General features: G+C 47.0%; 6 protein-coding genes and 1 pseudogene. All 7 read left to right on the top strand.

Annotated features, from left to right (window positions below):
* Nucleotides 1-226: 226 nt before the first annotated feature.
* The 7 genes and pseudogenes from PREDE_RS13085 (at nucleotide 227) to PREDE_RS13115 (ending at nucleotide 17598) form a co-directional block, all read left to right on the top strand.
* Nucleotides 227-2800: a hypothetical protein gene (locus PREDE_RS13085; protein ID WP_005846041.1), complete on the top strand. Its 2574-nt coding sequence runs from the start codon at nucleotides 227-229 to the stop codon at nucleotides 2798-2800.
* A 44-nt stretch (nucleotides 2801-2844) separates the two neighbouring features.
* The gene (locus PREDE_RS13090) at nucleotides 2845-5490 is read left to right on the top strand and encodes a fasciclin domain-containing protein (protein ID WP_005846043.1); all 2646 of its coding nucleotides are present in this window, start codon (nucleotides 2845-2847) and stop codon (nucleotides 5488-5490) included.
* 3 nt (nucleotides 5491-5493) lie between these two features.
* Nucleotides 5494-8821 (top strand): annotated as a pseudogene (locus PREDE_RS13095) (SusC/RagA family TonB-linked outer membrane protein).
* A 10-nt stretch (nucleotides 8822-8831) separates the two neighbouring features.
* Complete coding sequence (locus PREDE_RS13100; RefSeq protein ID WP_005846049.1) at nucleotides 8832-10562, top strand: RagB/SusD family nutrient uptake outer membrane protein; 1731 nt, start codon at nucleotides 8832-8834, stop codon at nucleotides 10560-10562.
* 16 nt (nucleotides 10563-10578) lie between these two features.
* Nucleotides 10579-12591, top strand: a complete 2013-nt coding sequence (locus PREDE_RS13105; RefSeq protein ID WP_235777511.1) for a fasciclin domain-containing protein — start codon at nucleotides 10579-10581, stop codon at nucleotides 12589-12591.
* A gap of 65 nt (nucleotides 12592-12656) precedes the next feature.
* Nucleotides 12657-14339, top strand: coding sequence for a fasciclin domain-containing protein (locus PREDE_RS13110; RefSeq protein WP_005846052.1), 1683 nt, complete (start codon nucleotides 12657-12659; stop codon nucleotides 14337-14339).
* A 22-nt stretch (nucleotides 14340-14361) separates the two neighbouring features.
* Nucleotides 14362-17598, top strand: coding sequence for a SusC/RagA family TonB-linked outer membrane protein (locus tag PREDE_RS13115; RefSeq protein ID WP_005846054.1), 3237 nt, complete (start codon nucleotides 14362-14364; stop codon nucleotides 17596-17598).
* Nucleotides 17599-17630: the final 32 nt, after the last annotated feature.

Raw genomic sequence — 17630 nt, forward strand, 5'->3', positions numbered from 1 at the left:
CTTAATGGCACCACAAATCTATATAAAAAAAGAAGAAACACATGAGAAAATCGTCTTAAAAATAGGTATTTGGATGATTTTTCTATCAAATTAGACGATACTCTTATTTTAAAATTATAGTTGGAGATATGTATTAGTAAATGGAATATTTTGCGATTATATAATTTGCGCGTTCCTAAAAAAGGTCTTAATTTTACGAACAAAACAAAACCTAAAGCTTTAATGTATGATGAGACCAAAGAATCTTTTGCAAAATTCTGCAAATCGGCTATTGGGACTTGCCATGTCTTTTTTCGCAGTGAGTGCGATGGGGGCATGTGTGGAAATAACCGATAAGGTGTGGAAAATGGGAGCTTCTGTGCAATCGGAATCCAATCCTGTCAGTTTGATCAATGACGGCAACGCCAATACCAACGCTCCATATTGGAGCACACTCCATGGTGAAGATTTTTACGGTACTTACGAATATGTGGAATTGCAGTGGGAGACAAACTGTGTCCTGGACAAGATTCAGGTGTACTGGGCTACCGAAGACGGAGACATCAATCTTCCTACTGACGCATATATCGCTTACTGGAACGGCAAGAGGTGGGTAAAGTCTGTGGGTATAGATGGTATCAACAGGCGTGGTGTCTCGAATACCATGTTGAATTTTACGTCCAACAGAGTTAGGATTTACATGAAGGGCGACAAGGGGTGCGGCATCCGTGAGGTGAATGTTTACGGTGAGGTGACTGCCGGTTGCATTGCTGCGAAACTGTCTGCTCCGTCATCTGCCATACCTTATTATATAGGCAAGCCTGTGACGCTTATGCCTTCGGTGGTATTGCCGGAAGGCGTAACGGAAGAAGGCAGATGGGAATGGATGTTGCCTGACGGCACCGTTGCCAACACTCCGAGCGTTGTTGCCGACGGGCTCGGAAAGTACACCGTGACCTATGAGCGTGAGTGCGGTCGGCAGACTTCGCTGACCTATACCTTGTATGATCCGTTGGTTTCCTACGAATGGCCAGCCTACTCTCCGACATTGAGTTACGACTATCGCAGTGAATATCCTGCGCTCAAGGCACCTACTAAGTTCTTGCCGGAGAACAATAACCAAAAAGGATATATGGCTGATGGCTGGTGGGCTGTCGCTTGGGGAGACAAAACAAGCAAATACGTCACGGAGACGGCAAAGAAGAACCTCCTTGCAAAGATGAATGAGGATTTCGCCTATTTCCGTGACGAGATGGGCTGGCCACCCGACAAGCGTGCCCGCAATGGCTATTACAGTACAGTATATGTGTATGGAAGCGGACTTTACAGTGACCCTGCTGATTCTACGGCTCGTGGAGGGTGGCAAGGGGCTACATGGTATGATGGTGGAAGTTGGCCGATGGTGAACATCAGCTATTACCCGATAGCTTGTTTTGATCCAGCTTTTACTTATGACAAGTATTATGGGAGTTCCGTGACAGACCAGACGTTTCAACAGAACGCCTGTGTACATGAAGGCATACATGCCATTTTTGCCGACCTTGAGGGATGCAAACAGTCTGCTTGGTACCAAGAAGCGGGTAACACATGGCTTCAGGCCGAGGCTGAGGTCAGGAAAACAGGAACCATCCCCACGAGTATGGGTTACTTGAGTGCAGGAAACATGATAGCTCCGTTCATGCCGATAGAATGCTACTCGGGTTGGTTGCTCGACGATTCTTTTGGAGGACCAAGTGCCGAAGGTGTCAATATGTATAACGGAAGTCAGCAGGTTTGTACTTGGCGCAACCTTTTGGGAGGTGTGCAGTATGGTGAGCTTTTCCCGCATTTCGTGAGTGAGATCCTCGGCAAGGGAAGCATTCCATGGATTTGGCGTTATTGCAAGAGTAGGGTTCTCGAGGGAATGGCCGACTCGCTTGGCGAGAATCAGATGCGCCATCTTATCTTGGAATATCGTGCAAGGCAAGCCATGCTTGATGTCGGTGTGTGGGCTAATGCATGTCTCAAACTGCTCAACGACAACTGGTTGGTAAACATCAAGCAGGAATGGGCGCCTTATTGGAAAAGTGTGAAAGTGTGGCAGGCTACTCCTTATGCCAATATGTACAAGTGTAACGAGACAGACAGCGTAGGGTGGTATTATCCGGAATATCGCACAACGCCGGGATGGAGTGGGGCCAACCAGATTCCTTTACATGTGGAGGGCAAGAAAGGCAACACTGTCAGTATCCATTTCAAGCCATTGGACTCCAATATGGTCTGCATGTTGTGCTATCGTTCAAAGAGAGGAAAGAGATACTATTCCCAGCCAGTGGAGGGAGAAGGGGATGTGGTCATGACCTTGCAGGAGCAGCCGGCTAACGACGTGGTGATAGCTGTAGTATGCAATACAGATTATATATATGTGAACGATGAGACCAGAAAGCACCATTTCGATTACCGCCTGAAGATGGGAGAAAATGTATATCAGCCCGCCAAGGCGCAGATGAAGTGGTATGCTTACAACAGCAGTCTGACCGATCCTACTTTCAAAAAGCCTACGGGAATAGACAACATTGTTGCCAACGAAGCAACGAAGTTTGAATTGGTATTGGATAAAACCGTGGTTAGTCCTGGTGATAACATTCCACTCAGCATCAAGGCAGCAGGAAGATATCAGATACCTGTAGTGATGTATTCTGTTGCCGGCAAGGCAATCTATTCACAAAGTTTCATGCGCGATGGCGACTACCATGTGCCTTGCAATATCTCTAAGGGCGTGTATGTTCTCCGAGCATCCAATGGGCATAGCAGTTCGGCCGTGAAGATACTCGTAGAGTAACCGATAGGGAAAGATTATAAATGTGAAAATATAAGTGTTTGTTTATGAGAAACAAAAATCCTAAGAATAGAAAGAGAGGAGCCTCTGCCGCAGTGGCTATACTCCTGTTAGTTGGTTCGGGATTGACCCAGTCTTGTACGCAGGATGTATTGGAGGGACAACCATTGTGGTTGGGCAATTCTATTTATGAGCAGCTCCAGAACTATGGCAATTACACCTATACGATACAACTGATTGACGATTTGGGGCAAGCGCCTGTATTGAGCCAAACGGGTAGTAAGACGCTGTTCATCGCCGACGATGCGGCTTTTGAGGAATTCTTCAGGACCAATAGCTGGGGGGTACGCAAGTATGAAGACCTGTCGACGGGGCAGAAGAAAATCCTGTTGAATGGTTCGATGATCAACAATGCCTACTTGATAGAATTGCTGAGCAACTTGAGTGGGAATCCTCCTCAGGAAGGATTGTGCATGCGTCGTGAGACTGCCGTGTCTGTATTGGACTCCGTATCGCGCATTTTGCCAGACAAGATGCCAAATACAGAATACTGGAGCCAATACAAGGGCAATGCGAGAGGCATCATCCTGCTACGTGACAATACCAGCAAACCCATGATCCATTTTCTGCCGGCGTACATGCAAACCAATAAGATTACTTCAGGAGATCTCGACATGCTTACCAATCATGAGTCCAACTCCATCGCCGATTCATGGGTAAACGGCAAGAAAGTTACGGAGAGTGACATCACCTGCAAGAATGGCTATATACATAAGGTGGACGGAGTGATGATTCCGTCGGACAATATGGCTCAGATTATCAATAGCCACGCCAATATGAGCACGTTTGCAAAAATGCTCTCCCGATTCACTGCTCCCTATTACGATGAGGCTGCCACTAAGGAGTATAACCGCTTTTACAACAATTCGGACTCTGTATTTACCCTGAAATATTTTGCATCCTCGGGCAATACGGGTTACTATGGCTCACCGACACAGGGAGTGGTCGGCACAGACCCGAAAGGCAATGTCGTTGAATCGAAACTTCTCTTTGACCCTGGATGGAACCAGTATTATCCTTCAGGTTCTTCCGATAAGGACTTGCACTATGACTGTGGTGCCATAGTCGTGCCGTCCAACCAAGCACTTGACACTTGGTGGAATGCAGGCGGCAAGGTGCTTCAGGATATGTACGGTTCTTGGGAAAACGTTCCTACTAAGGTGTTGGTGAAATTGGTCAACATTGGCATGGTCAACTCATTCTCGGAGACAGTGCCATCCAAGTTCGACAATATTGTGGACAACACCACGAAAGTGTCAATCGGCATCAAGCCGGCCAACGTGGACAGTTGTTTCATGGGTTGCAACGGAGTTGTGTACCTATCTAATAAGGTGTTTGCTCCGGCAGACTACTCATCGGTGTCTTTCCCTGCCTTGGTCAATGAAAAGACGATGAACGTCATCTACTGGGGCATCTCCGGAATCCCCAATAACTCATTTGAGCCATATCTCAACTCCATGGACTCTAAATACAGTTTCTTCATCCCTACCAATATGGCAATGCTGAACTATGTAGATCCATGCTCGTATGGTAATACGACTCAGATACTCTACCAGTTCTACTATGATGACAATACCAAGACAGTCAAAGCGCATCGTTACAAGTATGATTTGGCGAACCAGACCATTTTACCAGGAGAGAGCTTGTCCGATGCCACGGATAATCAGGTTCAGAACCGGTTGGTAGACATGATCAACAACCTTATCGTCGTGGGCGATGTGGAAGATGGCAAAGTGTTCTATAAAACCAAGAGCGGTGGCTTCCTGAAAGTGACTAACCCTGGCGATGCAAGCATGATGACCGTAGCGGGAGGCTTACAAGAGGAGCAGGGAAGAAGTGTGAAAATTCAAAGTATTACAGACATGGGGCCGGATGGCAATGGAAAGTCGTACATACTCAACGAGCAGATGCCTATGACCAGCCAGAAGTCGACTTATGCCATATTGAAGGCTCACCCGGAATACTCCAAATTCTATGAGTTGATGAGTGGTTCAGGTTCTGTTTCTTCTTCGGATGCCTTGATGAAAGCCAAGAGCGGTGCTTATACTTGCGCAGACATGAATATCAGCCTGTTTGATGCCTACAACTATACGGTCTATGTGCCTACCAACGAGTCAATAGAGGCATTGCATGAGCAGGGGTATCTGCCATATTGGTCAGACATAGAAGCTCTTAAGGTGGATGATTTCGGAGGTGACAATACCAAGTTCAAGAAAGCAAAAACCACATTGGCCACCCGTATCATCAACTTCTTGAAGTATCATATTCAGGACAACTCCGTGATTATCGGTGGACCAAACAACATTGCAACGAAGTATGAAACCTTCACCAACAATCCAGCCAACAAGCGATTCTACAGTGTGACCGTAACTTCAGACGATTCTGGCCTGACAGTTACCGACCAGTTGGGTGAGGTCAGAAAATTGATTAAGAGCTCTGGGCTCTACAATATTCAGGGCCGTGAGTATTGGATTAAGAACAAAGATACGGACAACGATGAGATTTACAATGCTTCCGACGTAGTGGTTCACCTGATAGATGGCGCATTGCTTTACAACACTGCGCAAAAGACCAGTTGGAAAGAGGCTGCGGGACTGAAAAGTGGAACCAATGCAAAACAGAGGAGGAGGTAATATATGAAGGATAAATTAAGATATAAGATATTGGCAATCTTGTGTGCAGCCGCCTTAGGAATGTCAGCCCAGCAAATCACAGCTGTGCATGGTGTGGTGAACGATGAGTTGGGGGCTATCGCAGGTGCGTCTGTCTGTGAGATTGACGGAAACGGTCGTATCGTGGAGTCTACGATGACAGATGTCAATGGTAACTTCTCGATGAAAGTGCGTAATCCCAAGAATAAGATTCGTTTCAGCTATATAGGCTACAAGACGGTGTCCATGCCTATCAACAAGGCAGAGTATACTATAGAGCTTACTTCTGATCTTCAGTTGGACGAGGTTACGATTACTGCCAAGAAGCGTATCAATTCGGGTGGTCTTGCCATTCCGGAGCGAGAGCTTTCCTATGCAGCCCAAACTATTTCCGCCAAGGAGTTCGAGGGATTGGGTTTGAATACTGTAGACGAGGCTTTGCAGGGTCGTATCTCGGGTCTGGACATCGTTTCTGTTTCTGGTAACTTGGGTGCAGGAACCAGCATGCGGTTGCGTGGCTCCTCGTCGGTAAGTACGTTGACCAGTGACAACCCGTTGATTGTGGTGAATGGCAATACTTGGAATGTGGACATGACCAGCTTTGACGTGAAGAATGCCAACGACGAGCAGTTTTCACAGTTGTTGAACATTAAACCCAGAGGATATTTCCAGCATCACAGTGTTAAAAGATGCGGCAGCTACAGCCATTTATGGCTCGCAAGGTGCCAACGGTGTCATAGAGATTACAACAAAGCGCGGCACCCGTGGTAAGCCGCAGCTCACTTATTCACTACGTCTTACGGGTACTTACCAACCCAAGGGTTATAAGTTGCTGAACGGTAATGACTACACCATGTTATTGAAGGAAAGTTACTTCAACCCTGAACAAAGCGACAAAACCTCGAATATTCCAGAATTGAACTATGACCCCACATTCTCAGAATACGAGCAGTATAACAACAATACCGACTGGGTAGATGCAGTGACACAATTCGGTCTGCGCCAGAACCACTATTTGTCTGTGACCGGTGGTGGAGAGAAGGCCACTTTCCGTATTGCCGGAGGTTTCGACCATGAAACAGGTTCCATCATCAAGCAGCAGCTGAATCGTTTTGCTACCCGTGTGGCTTTGGACTACTATGTTAGCGACCGTATTAAAATCTCGACCAACTTCGCGATGACTTACACAAAAAACAAGAAAAACTATGATGATCTCTTGTCTATCGCGTACAAGAAGATGCCTAATATGGGCATCTACGAACAGGAACCTGTGACTGGAGTCGATACGGACAAATATTACACGATGTTGCAGTCGGCATCGTCAGTTTTCAATGACGACCAGAAAGTGTACGTAAACCCTGTGGCAAGTGCCAATCTTGCCAAGTTTGACGACCGTACTTATGACATCACCCCAGAGTTTGAACTAAACTATCACCTCTTGGGCATGGATGAGGATCATACGCAGCTAAACTGGCAAGGACGTGTCTACATGAACATCTTTAATGAGTACGTGGATAAGTTCTACCCTAACGAGCTGGTTACGACCTCATGGACAAATGGTGTGAACTCTGCCAATGCCAGTAGCAATAAGAGTACGGCTTTCAACACTAAACAAACTCTTACTTTCATCCCTGCTTTCAAAAACAAGGATCATTCTTTAATGGCGATGGCACGTTTTGAATTGACATCGGGCAGCTCCAATGGACAGTCAACGGATGGGAGTGGTCTCCCGTCAGGTGGTATTGTCAACCCGGAGTCTGGTGGTATTATTACAGGTATGAATTCCAATTTTAGTCAGTGGCGCTCGATGTTCTATACATTCTCAACTCACTACGCTTACAAGGGACGTTACATGTTCGACTTCTCCGTACGTGCAGATGGGACGACAAAGTTTGGCCCCGATCGCCGTTGGGGATATTTTCCTGCAGTATCTTTGCGTTGGAATGTGGTGGACGAGCCTTGGATGAAAGGTACAAGTGACTGGTTGTCCATGTTGAGTATCCGTCCAAGTTGGGGTGTCGTTGGTAACCAGCCTGGCTCCGACTATCTGTATGTCAGCAAGTATGTTACCGGCAGTACCTACCTGGGTGCTTCCACTATGCGCCCAAGCAACTTGAAACTGACAGACTTGCGATGGGAGAAGAAAAAGTCATACAACGTGGGTATGGACTTTGGCTTCTGGCACGATAAGTTGACCGTTGCAGTCGATTGGTACAATGAGACCACCAGTGATATGTTGATGAACAATGTACGCATACCTTCCAATTCCGGTTATTATACGCTGGCATACAAGAATGTCGGTTCGATGCGCAACACAGGTTGGGAGTTGAATATCAACACCAACAAACTTGTTACTATCGGCAAGAAGTTCTGGATTGACATGAACGCAACCCTTGGCAACAACAAAAACGAGATTCTTGAGATGGATCCACAGATTCTGGAGACATTGAACTCGACCTTTGCTTATGGCAACCGTGAGACTTTGCAGCGTGTGCAGATACACAACCCGTTCGGAGCCATTTACGGGTTTCGCAGCAAGGGTGTGTATCAGTACCAGTATAATACTTTTGCCAATATGACCACCGAGGAGCAACAAGCGTTTCTCGCTTCTGGCAAGACGGCCCCAATTGCACTTGCCGCTGACGGATCGGTCATATACGACGACAAGGGCAAGCCGGTACGCATGATGTACAACTATTCCAATGGGAGTACGGCCAAGAACTACAAGTTAAAGGGAGGTGATGCCATCTACGAGGATGTGAATCATGACGGAAACGTCGATGCGCTTGATATTGTTTATTTGGGCAGCTCCTTGCCAAAACTGACAGGTGGTTTCGGTTTTAACTTCAACTACAACCGCTGGAAGCTCAATGCGCAGTTTAACTATCGCATTGGCAACAAGATTCTGAATCTGACTCGTCTGGACGCTGAGGCAATGGTCAACAACAACAATCAGAGCCAGGCCGTAAACTACCGCTGGCGCAAGGAGGGTGACTTGACTTCCATCCCAAGAGCCATGTACGGTTCTACCTCCAACTACAATACACTTGTGAGCGACCGCTTTGTGGAAGAAGGCTCGTTCTTGCGTCTCAACTACCTGCAGTTGTCTTATGCTTTCGACCAGAAAAGGATAAGCAAGACACTCGGCATACGCGGAATGCGATTCTACTTGAGTGCCAACAACCTTTTTTGCCTGACCAAATACACGGGTGCCGACCCAGAAGTGAGCTATGGAAGTTATGGTGCATCAATAGACAGAGGCCAAACCCCACGTGCCAAGTCTTACACATTAGGCGTAACCGTCGATTTTTAAAGGAACAACTATGAATTTGAAAAACAACATATTGACGATAAGTATGGCAGGAATGTTGAGCCTTGGCTTCAGCTCGTGCTCCGACTTCCTGACCATCCAGCCGCTCAACGAGATAGTTCAGGATCAGTTCTGGACCAACAAGAGCGATGTTGAGAACATTGTGATGGGCTGTTATGCCGACATGCGGTCGCAAACCATCATCGATAGAATGATTATCTGGGGCGAGTCGCGTTCCGATGATATGGTAGGAGGTACGAACATTGCCAACAACGAGGCTCTGTCCAACATTTTTAAGGAGAATATCAATGCCAAGAATACTTACACGACATGGGGTGAGTTCTACGACATCATCAACCGTTGCAACCTGGTATTGCTCTATGCGCCGCAAGTGGCAGAAAAAGATCCTAATTATTCGGAGAGTGACTTGAATGCAACCCGTGCCGAGGTTTCTGCCATTCGTGACTTGATGTATTTCTATCTCATCCGTACATTCCATGATGTGCCTTACACCACTACGGCTTTTGTGGATGATACCCAGAAGATGAATTTGCCAGCAACATCGTTCGACCAGATACTTGGCAATCTGATTGCCGATTTGGAGAGTGTGCGTCCTTATGCTGTGAGCAAGTACGAAGAGACCAAACCGCTTTACCAGCGTGGCCGAATCACCCGCGACTGTATTGACGCCATGCTTTGTGAGATGTATCTCTGGAAACAGGACTATGCCGGTGCAGTCAAGTATGCCGACATCGTATTGGAAAGCAAAACCAGAGAATTCAAGGATTCCAAGAATTCTTCGGGCAGTTCCTACGGCAGCAACAGCAAGCTTTTTGAGGGCTACCCTTTGTTTAGTGACAGGACTGGCGGGAGGTATAATGGTTACACCTATTATAGAATCTATGGCCCCAGTGGGTCTATGGAAAATATTTTTGAGCTGCTTTTTGACAGTGATAAGAACAAGCCGTCCAATGGAAGTGTCAGCTATCTGTACGGTAACATGACCACTTTCCCAGGAATCATCAAACCTGCCAACTTTATAGCCACAGATGTGCCAGACGAACTGTTCAAGGTCTTTAAGGACAAGGATGACCTGCGTTATTATGAGAATATTGAAAAGGTGACCACTTCTATCTATGGTATAGGCAAGTATTCCAATCAAGACATTGTAGTGTCTACGAACTCGGCATCTGATGTAAAGGTAACCGGCAACCATTTTACAGAAAGCAACTGCTATGCGCCATGGATTATCTACCGCACTGCCGACATCATGCTCTTGAAGGCGGAGGCATTGGTTCAAATGGTGAGCGATGACCCACAGACCGACGAGGCGAAAACCAAGAACGACTCTCTGCTCAAGGCTGCCTACGAGTTGGTGAATGTCATAGAGAAGCGTTCTTCCAAGGCAACCAACTATACAGACATCTCTTACAATGATTATTCCAGCAAATCGCAGATGGAACAACTTGTCTTGTTGGAGCGTCAGCGCGAACTGATGTTCGAGGGCAAGCGGTGGTACGACCTTGTGCGCAAGTCCCGCAGGGATGGCAAAACCAGTTTCTTGGTCAACAAGGTGCAACAGAAAGGATCGGATAACGCTGGCGTCGTTCAGAGCAAACTGGCCAAGATGGATGCACTCTACTGGCCATACAACAGTGAAGAAATTAAGGTGAACGGCAATTTGGTGCAGAATCCGGTCTACGGCTCTGGTTCTGATGACTCATCTTACTCTACCACAAAATAATTAAAACATGAGGATTATGAACGGAAAGATAAAATATGGGCTTGCATTCCTTTTGGGGCTTGGATTGACGGGAATGACTATCACCGGTTGTTCTGACGAGCCGGACACCTCCAACTATTATACTTTCACGGGTGAGATGGTGAGCGATTACCTTAAAAGCCACAAGGATTTCAGTGAGTTCGCAAGCATTATAGAGCGTGCAGGCATGATGAAACAGATGTCGGCATACGGCGCTTACACCTGTTTTCCACCCACCAATGAAGCCATTAGCCGCTACCTAAGCAGGCGGGGCTTGTCTTCTGTCTCGGAACTTTCCAAGGCAGATTGCGACACCATCGCGCGTACCCATCTTATCAGTAATATGTACGCCACTTCCGATATGAACACAGGCGTTATCGCCAGTCCAAATATGAATCGCCGCTACATTGAGGTGAGCCATGGCCTGGACAATGACAGCAATGCCGTGGTGTTCCTGAATCGAACCTCCCATATCATCTTTGAACTGCAGGATGATTCCGTGCAGAACGGTATCATGCAGCCTGTGAGCGAGGTGCTGGAGAACAGCAACCGCATGTTGCCCGACGTAATGGAGGAGAACAAGAACATCAGCCTTTTTACCGAGGCTCTCAATGCGACGGGTTTGGCTACAATGATGAAAGAAAACTATCGTGACGCGAGCTATAATCCAGACCAGTATGCACGCTACAAGTACACTTCGCACGTGAACAAGGAAACCGCTACGGTTCCGGATACCAAGATGTTTGGTTATACGGCGTTTGTTCCTACCAATGAAGTATTGTACAAAAAGTATGGCATCAACAGCTTGCAAGCCCTTTATCATAAAGCTTGCGAAATCTACGACGTGATGTATCCTGATGATGTCAACAAAGAAGGCCATGGTTATGACCATTTGACAGACAGCATTAATCCGCTTCGCCGTTTTGTTCAGTATCACATCCTCGACCGCAAGATGCAGGGCTGGAACTACCTTACTCCGCTCAACGACATAGGCATCATGACGAACTTGATGAATCCTGTCGACTGGTATGAGACGCTGTTGCCACATACCATGCTGAAAGTTGAGAAGCTCACCATGCTGAAATATGCTGATGCTGACCAGACAAAGCAGTATTACATCAACCGTCGTCGTGACGATGAGTACAAGATTCGTGGAGCCATGGTGCAGCAGAGTGTGGAGAACGAGTATTCCAATCAGGCTATCAACGGCTGGTATTTCTATGTGGACGACATTCTTGCCTTCGACGAGACCACTCGAGACATTGTTCAGAACTGCCGTATCCGCATGGACTTTGCTACTATTTTCCCCGAGATTGAGACCAATGGCATTCGCCAGAACGGTAACGTGAAGCAGCAGGATCCAGACTATGATGAGACGGGAAAGTATGGTCGCAACTACTATTTTCCTAATGGCTATCTGAAGAATGTGAAGAGTACAGGCTATTTTGTCTACCGTCGTCCTCACGACTATTATGACTCTTACGAGGGTGATGAGTTCAACCTCTTTGGCAATTTTGACATTGCTTTCAAGATACCTCCTGTTCCGTACGAAGGTGACTGGCAGATTCGCTTGGGATATGCCGCCGAGAGCACACGTGGCATAGCCCAGATTTACTTCGACGGCAAGCCTCAAGGCATTCCTTTGGATATGACCAAACTCTTGACCGATGCCTCTCTTTTGGGATCAGACTGGGTGCAGGATTACGCCAGCATGAGTGATGCAGACAAGTCTTCCGACTATAAAAACCTGAAGAACAAGGGATACTATCGGGGGGCCATGGGTGGTTACCGTTACGATGGAGCCGGAGCCAGCACATACCGTCAGTTTGTGACAGTGCAAAATACCTTGCGCCGTGTCCTGTGTACGGTTCACATCAACCCCCATGAGGATCACTACTTGCGCATACGCTGTGTGTCAACAGGCCAGACCGAGTTCGACCTCGACTATCTCGAACTGGTTCCGAAGAGCGTCTACGGAGTTTCCGACAGCAATATGGAAGACCCCCTCTAAACCTGATGCAGGCATAGAAAAACGGAAAGAAATATGACATAGAATCATCACTATATTCTATACACATGAAAATGAAGAAATCATATAAACAGCAAGCAGCGGTCGTTATCTTGGCGGCTCTGTCTTGCGCATCCTGCTCCGACAAGTGGGATGAGCATTACAGCGAGGCAAAGGATGGTATCGTCAACACCACCATTTGGCAAGCCATCGAGAGCAAACCAGACTTGAGCCATTTTGCCAAGGTAATTAAGGCTTGCGGATATGACGCCAAGCTCGACGGAAGCCAGACCTACACCGTGTTTGCCCTGACCAACAGTGGCTTGAGTGAGAGTACGGCCGACAGTCTTGTGAATGTGTACAACAAGCAGAAGGCTGCTGGCGTGAAAGATGAAGAGAATACAGTCATCAAGCAAATACTCCAAAACCATATTGCACTCTACAAGAAGTCTGTGTCTACGACCACCAATGATTCCTTGAGGATGATGAATGGAAAGTACCAGATGTTTACCCCAACATCAATAGGAGGGGGAAACTTTGAGACCAAGAATGTACTTTACAACAATGGCATTCTTTATACAATAGGCAATGCGCTGTCGTATGCCCCTAACATTGCAGAATATCTGGCAACGGACGAAGAGCTGGACAGTATCAATAAGTTCGTTAAGAGTTTCGGAGTCTACGAGTTTGACGCAAGTCAAAGTGTGCCTGGAGGCATTGTTGACGGCAAGACCCAATATCTGGATTCCGTTACGGTATATAACAATGCCTTCTATACGCTCTATGGCTACATCAACAGTGAAGACTCTACTTATTGGGTGCTTGCACCTACCAATGCCGAATGGAATAGACTGGTAGAGGAGTATACGCCTTATTTCAATTATGACACTAGGGTGGACGACCGCGATTCTTTGCAGTTTACAAATGCGCGTTTGGCCATCGTCAGGTCAGCTTTCTTCAATCGTAGTGGCCAGAGTGACATAGCTTTCCAGGACTCTGCGGTGTCAACCTATGCAGAGATGCGTAAGCTGTTGTCTATAGAGTCCCACATGGGTGATGTCTTCTATAAGCCCTTTGCTTCTGGAGGAATATTCGAGGGCACAAAGGACATATCCTTAAGCAATGGACATATACGCAAGGCTTCAAATTTCCGTATCAGTAAGTTTGACACATTCTTGAAGACCATTAGTTGTGAAGCTGAGCAGACATTATACCAGGATACACTGTACAATGCCATTGATCCGATGACTGTCCGCTCTGTATTGAGCAATAATCCATTCTATGGGCAGGTGTCAGGCAACCTTTTTGTAGAGATTTCCCCAGATGCCTTGGGTGCTCAGCCTTCGGTGACATTCAAGATACCTGACGTGCTGTCCAATGTGGCGTACGACATTTATGCTATCTTCGTTCCGGCACTGGCCTACGACACCCTTGCTACGGAAGACCAACGCCTTCCTGTAAAGTTCAGGGCGCAGGTGGGCTATCAGCAAAGTGGTGTAACCAAATGGGAACGCAACGCAAGTTTCACAACTAAGGCTGATGTGATCGATACCATCAAGATCAAGAGCAACTATAAGTTCAAGACTGCTTCATGGGGACTAAGTGATTATCAGGCAAAGGTGAAAATCTACACGGATGTGCCGACAAATCAGACATCCAAGTACCAGACCACGATGCGTATCGACTGCATCATCGTGAAACCGCATGACGCTCCGGTGAGTGAAGCCAAGGAGTACAAGGTAACCTATTGATTTCACTTAATATGTTTATACAATGAAAAGATATATACTGTTCGGTTTGTCGGCCTTAATGATCGGCACCAATACAATGATGGCGCAAGAGGCGGAGACCGTCAACTCCAAAGATACGAAGTCTCTGAAAACAGCCAAGCAATATCCCACACGAAAGGTTAAGGGACGTGTGCTCAGCTCCGCAACCAACTTGCCAGTTTCCGGTGCCTTGGTGAGTGTGGGTGAGATGCAGGGATACAGCGTGCTTACCAATGACAAAGGTGAGTATGAACTCAACGTTCCAGAGTTTGCATCAACCTTGCAGGTGACGGCCCCAGACTACAATCTGGTCAAGATAGGATTGTTGCGTGGTGACAGTCAGCGTGACATCAAGCTCTATTCTTCTGCTTTCTCCTCAGAATACATTTTTGGAACCAACGTTACGGGACAACAGGCGGCCTCGGGTTTCCAGTATTCCAATGCAGTGAGTGTAGAGGACGAAATCCAGAAGCGCATGGGTGCAGAAGTACATACGGTAGCCCGTAATGGCAATGCAGGCACGGGAAGCGTGATGTTTATAAACGGTCTGAACTCCCTCAATGTCAATGCACAACCCTTGGTTGTCGTTGATGGTGTCATCATAGAGCAACAGTATGGACGCATGATGCTCCATGATGGTTTCTACAACAATATTCTCAACAACATTTCGCCGACCGATATAGAGAAAGTAACCGTTCTCCGCAATGGAACGGCTCTCTATGGTGCAAAGGGAGCCAACGGAGTCATCATCATCGAGACCCGGCGTAGTCATAGTATGGCAACGCGTATCACTGCCAGTCTGTCGGCAGGTGTCGTGATGCAGCCCAAGTTCTATGACATGATGAATGCCACACAGTACAAGAGCTATGCTTCCGACATGCTCTCGACGACCAACACCATGATGACGAGTTTCAAATTCCTTAACGATGACCCGTCTTATTACTATTATCCACAGTATCACAACAATACTGACTGGAAGAAAGGCGTGTACCGCACGGCACTAACCCAGAACTACAACATCAATGTAGAGGGTGGTGACAATGTTGCCGACTATAACTTGAGTCTTGGATATATCAGCAACCAGACCACATTGAAGTGTAACAATCTCAATCGACTGAACATACGGTTCAATGCAGACATCCATCTCACCGAAAAATTCAGCATGCGTTTCGATGCTTCTTTTGCCAATCAGACTCGAAACATCCGTAATGACGGAGCACCGGAGGGTTATAATGAGGGAACTCCAACCTCACCGGCTTTCCTGGCATATGTCAAGAGTCCTATGCTCAGCCCTTATGCTTACGCCAATGGTATCTTGAGCCACAGCTATTTGGATGTGGATGCAGAATCTTACCTTGATGAGGCTTTATCGGGCTATAAGAATTACAACTACAAGCTGGGCAATCCTTATGCCATCAATGAGTATGCTGATGCAGAGAACAAGAACCGTTGGGAGAACTCAATGGTAAACTTGGCTGTTACGCCTAAGTTCCAATTCAACAAGCATCTCTGTCTGAGCGAGCATTTCAGCTACAATTTGGTGAACACCAATGAGAAGTTTTATATTCCTATTAGTGGTGTACCCAATTACTATGTAAGCAGTGTGGGAGGCTTTCGTGAGAACGAGGTGCGTTCGCTGTTTTCCAAGCAGAACTCTGTGATGAGCGATACGCGTTTGGATTGGAACAACAGATATGGCCCTCACGCCATCTATGCTTTTGCCGGGGCGCGTATCAATTGGGAAAGCTATACGCTCAACACTCAGTTGGGATATAACACCGGTAACGATAAGACTCCGTTTATCTCCAGCTCTTTATTGAATATCAAGACCACTGGTGCCAATGACAACTGGACTTCCATTGCCTGGTATGCGCAAGCAGAATACAATTACTTGCAGCGTTACTATCTGCAAGGCAACTTGACGGCCGAGGCTTCCTCACGCTTTGGCAAGGACGCAGACGGTGCATTGAAGGCTTTCAACGCTGCATGGGGCATCTTCCCTGGTATTCAGGCATCATGGGTCATCAGCAATGAAACGTGGTTTGCCAACGTGTCGGCAGTCAATTACTTGAAGTTGAGCGCAGGTTATGACGTGAGTGGTAATGACGATATAGATTATTATGCTGCCCGTAGCTTCTTCTCTTCCACCAAGTATTTGCAGAGTGTGTCAGGATTGACCTTTGAGAATATCGGCAACAACCACCTGAAGTGGGAAATCACCAGGCGCTGGAACATCGGGTTGGAGACCAACTTGTTCAACAACCGTCTGAATCTCCGCTTCAATTATTTCAACAGCCGCACCGAAGACATATTGACTTATCAGTCGCTCAACTATATTTCTGGTATAGAGAAGAACTGGTGCAATAGCGGCTCACTCAAGAACAACGGCTTTGATGTCACGGCAAAGGGCAAGCTCATCAATGCGAAAGACTTCAGTTGGGAACTGGGGGCAAGTGTAGGACACTACAAGAATGAAATTGTGTCCTTGTCGGAAGGACAAACTCATCTCGACAACACGGTGTATGGAGCAACCATTCGTACACAGGTGGGCAGTGCTGCCAACCTGTTCTATGGTTACCGTACCGCAGGTGTGTACAGCACAAGCGAGGAGGCCAAGTCCGATGGACTTTATGTAATGGGAAGCAACGGAATAGACAAAAACTACTTTGGTGCCGGCGACATGAAGTTTGTGGACAAGGACAAAAACCATGTCATCAATGAGAACGACCGTGATATTATCGGTGACCCCAACCCTGACATCTATGGTAACATCTTCACATCGTTTGCCTACAAGCGTTTCCGCCTCGACATGAACTTCAACTACAGCTTGGGCAATGACGTGTACAACTACATGCGCCAACAGCTTGAATCGGGCAGCAGGTTCATGAACCAGACCTTGGCCATGACCAACCGCTGGCAGAACGAAGGCCAGGTGACCAAAATGCCAAAGGCAACTTTCCAAGACCCGATGGGCAACTCTCGTTTCAGCGACAGATGGATCGAGGATGGAAGCTACATCCGACTGAAGACCGTGACATTGAGCTACACCTTGCCGGTCAACTCGACCTTGCTTCAAGGATTCCAGTTCTGGGTGCAGGCCAACAATCTGTTCACGCTGACCAAATATCTTGGAAGCGATCCTGAATTTACGATGACAAACAGTGTCGTCGGTCAGGGCATAGACCTTGGCCAGTTGCCGCAGAGCTGCAATATTGTGGCTGGTGTCAAAATCAATCTCTAACCGTTGCACAAGCATATAGAAAACTTTAAAAA

Origin of the sequence: Prevotella dentalis DSM 3688 (genome assembly GCF_000242335.1) — a bacterium.
GTDB lineage: Bacteria > Bacteroidota > Bacteroidia > Bacteroidales > Bacteroidaceae > Prevotella > Prevotella seregens.

Bases quoted from the DNA above. Each gene is read 5' to 3' on its own strand.
- PREDE_RS13085 (WP_005846041.1), top strand. From the start codon at position 227: ATGATGAGACCAAAGAATCTTTTGCAAAATTCTGCAAATCGGCTATTG.
- PREDE_RS13090 (WP_005846043.1), top strand. From the start codon at position 2,845: ATGAGAAACAAAAATCCTAAGAATAGAAAGAGAGGAGCCTCTGCCGCA.
- PREDE_RS13100 (WP_005846049.1), top strand. From the start codon at position 8,832: ATGAATTTGAAAAACAACATATTGACGATAAGTATGGCAGGAATGTTG.
- PREDE_RS13105 (WP_235777511.1), top strand. From the start codon at position 10,579: ATGAACGGAAAGATAAAATATGGGCTTGCATTCCTTTTGGGGCTTGGA.
- PREDE_RS13110 (WP_005846052.1), top strand. From the start codon at position 12,657: ATGAAAATGAAGAAATCATATAAACAGCAAGCAGCGGTCGTTATCTTG.
- PREDE_RS13115 (WP_005846054.1), top strand. From the start codon at position 14,362: ATGAAAAGATATATACTGTTCGGTTTGTCGGCCTTAATGATCGGCACC.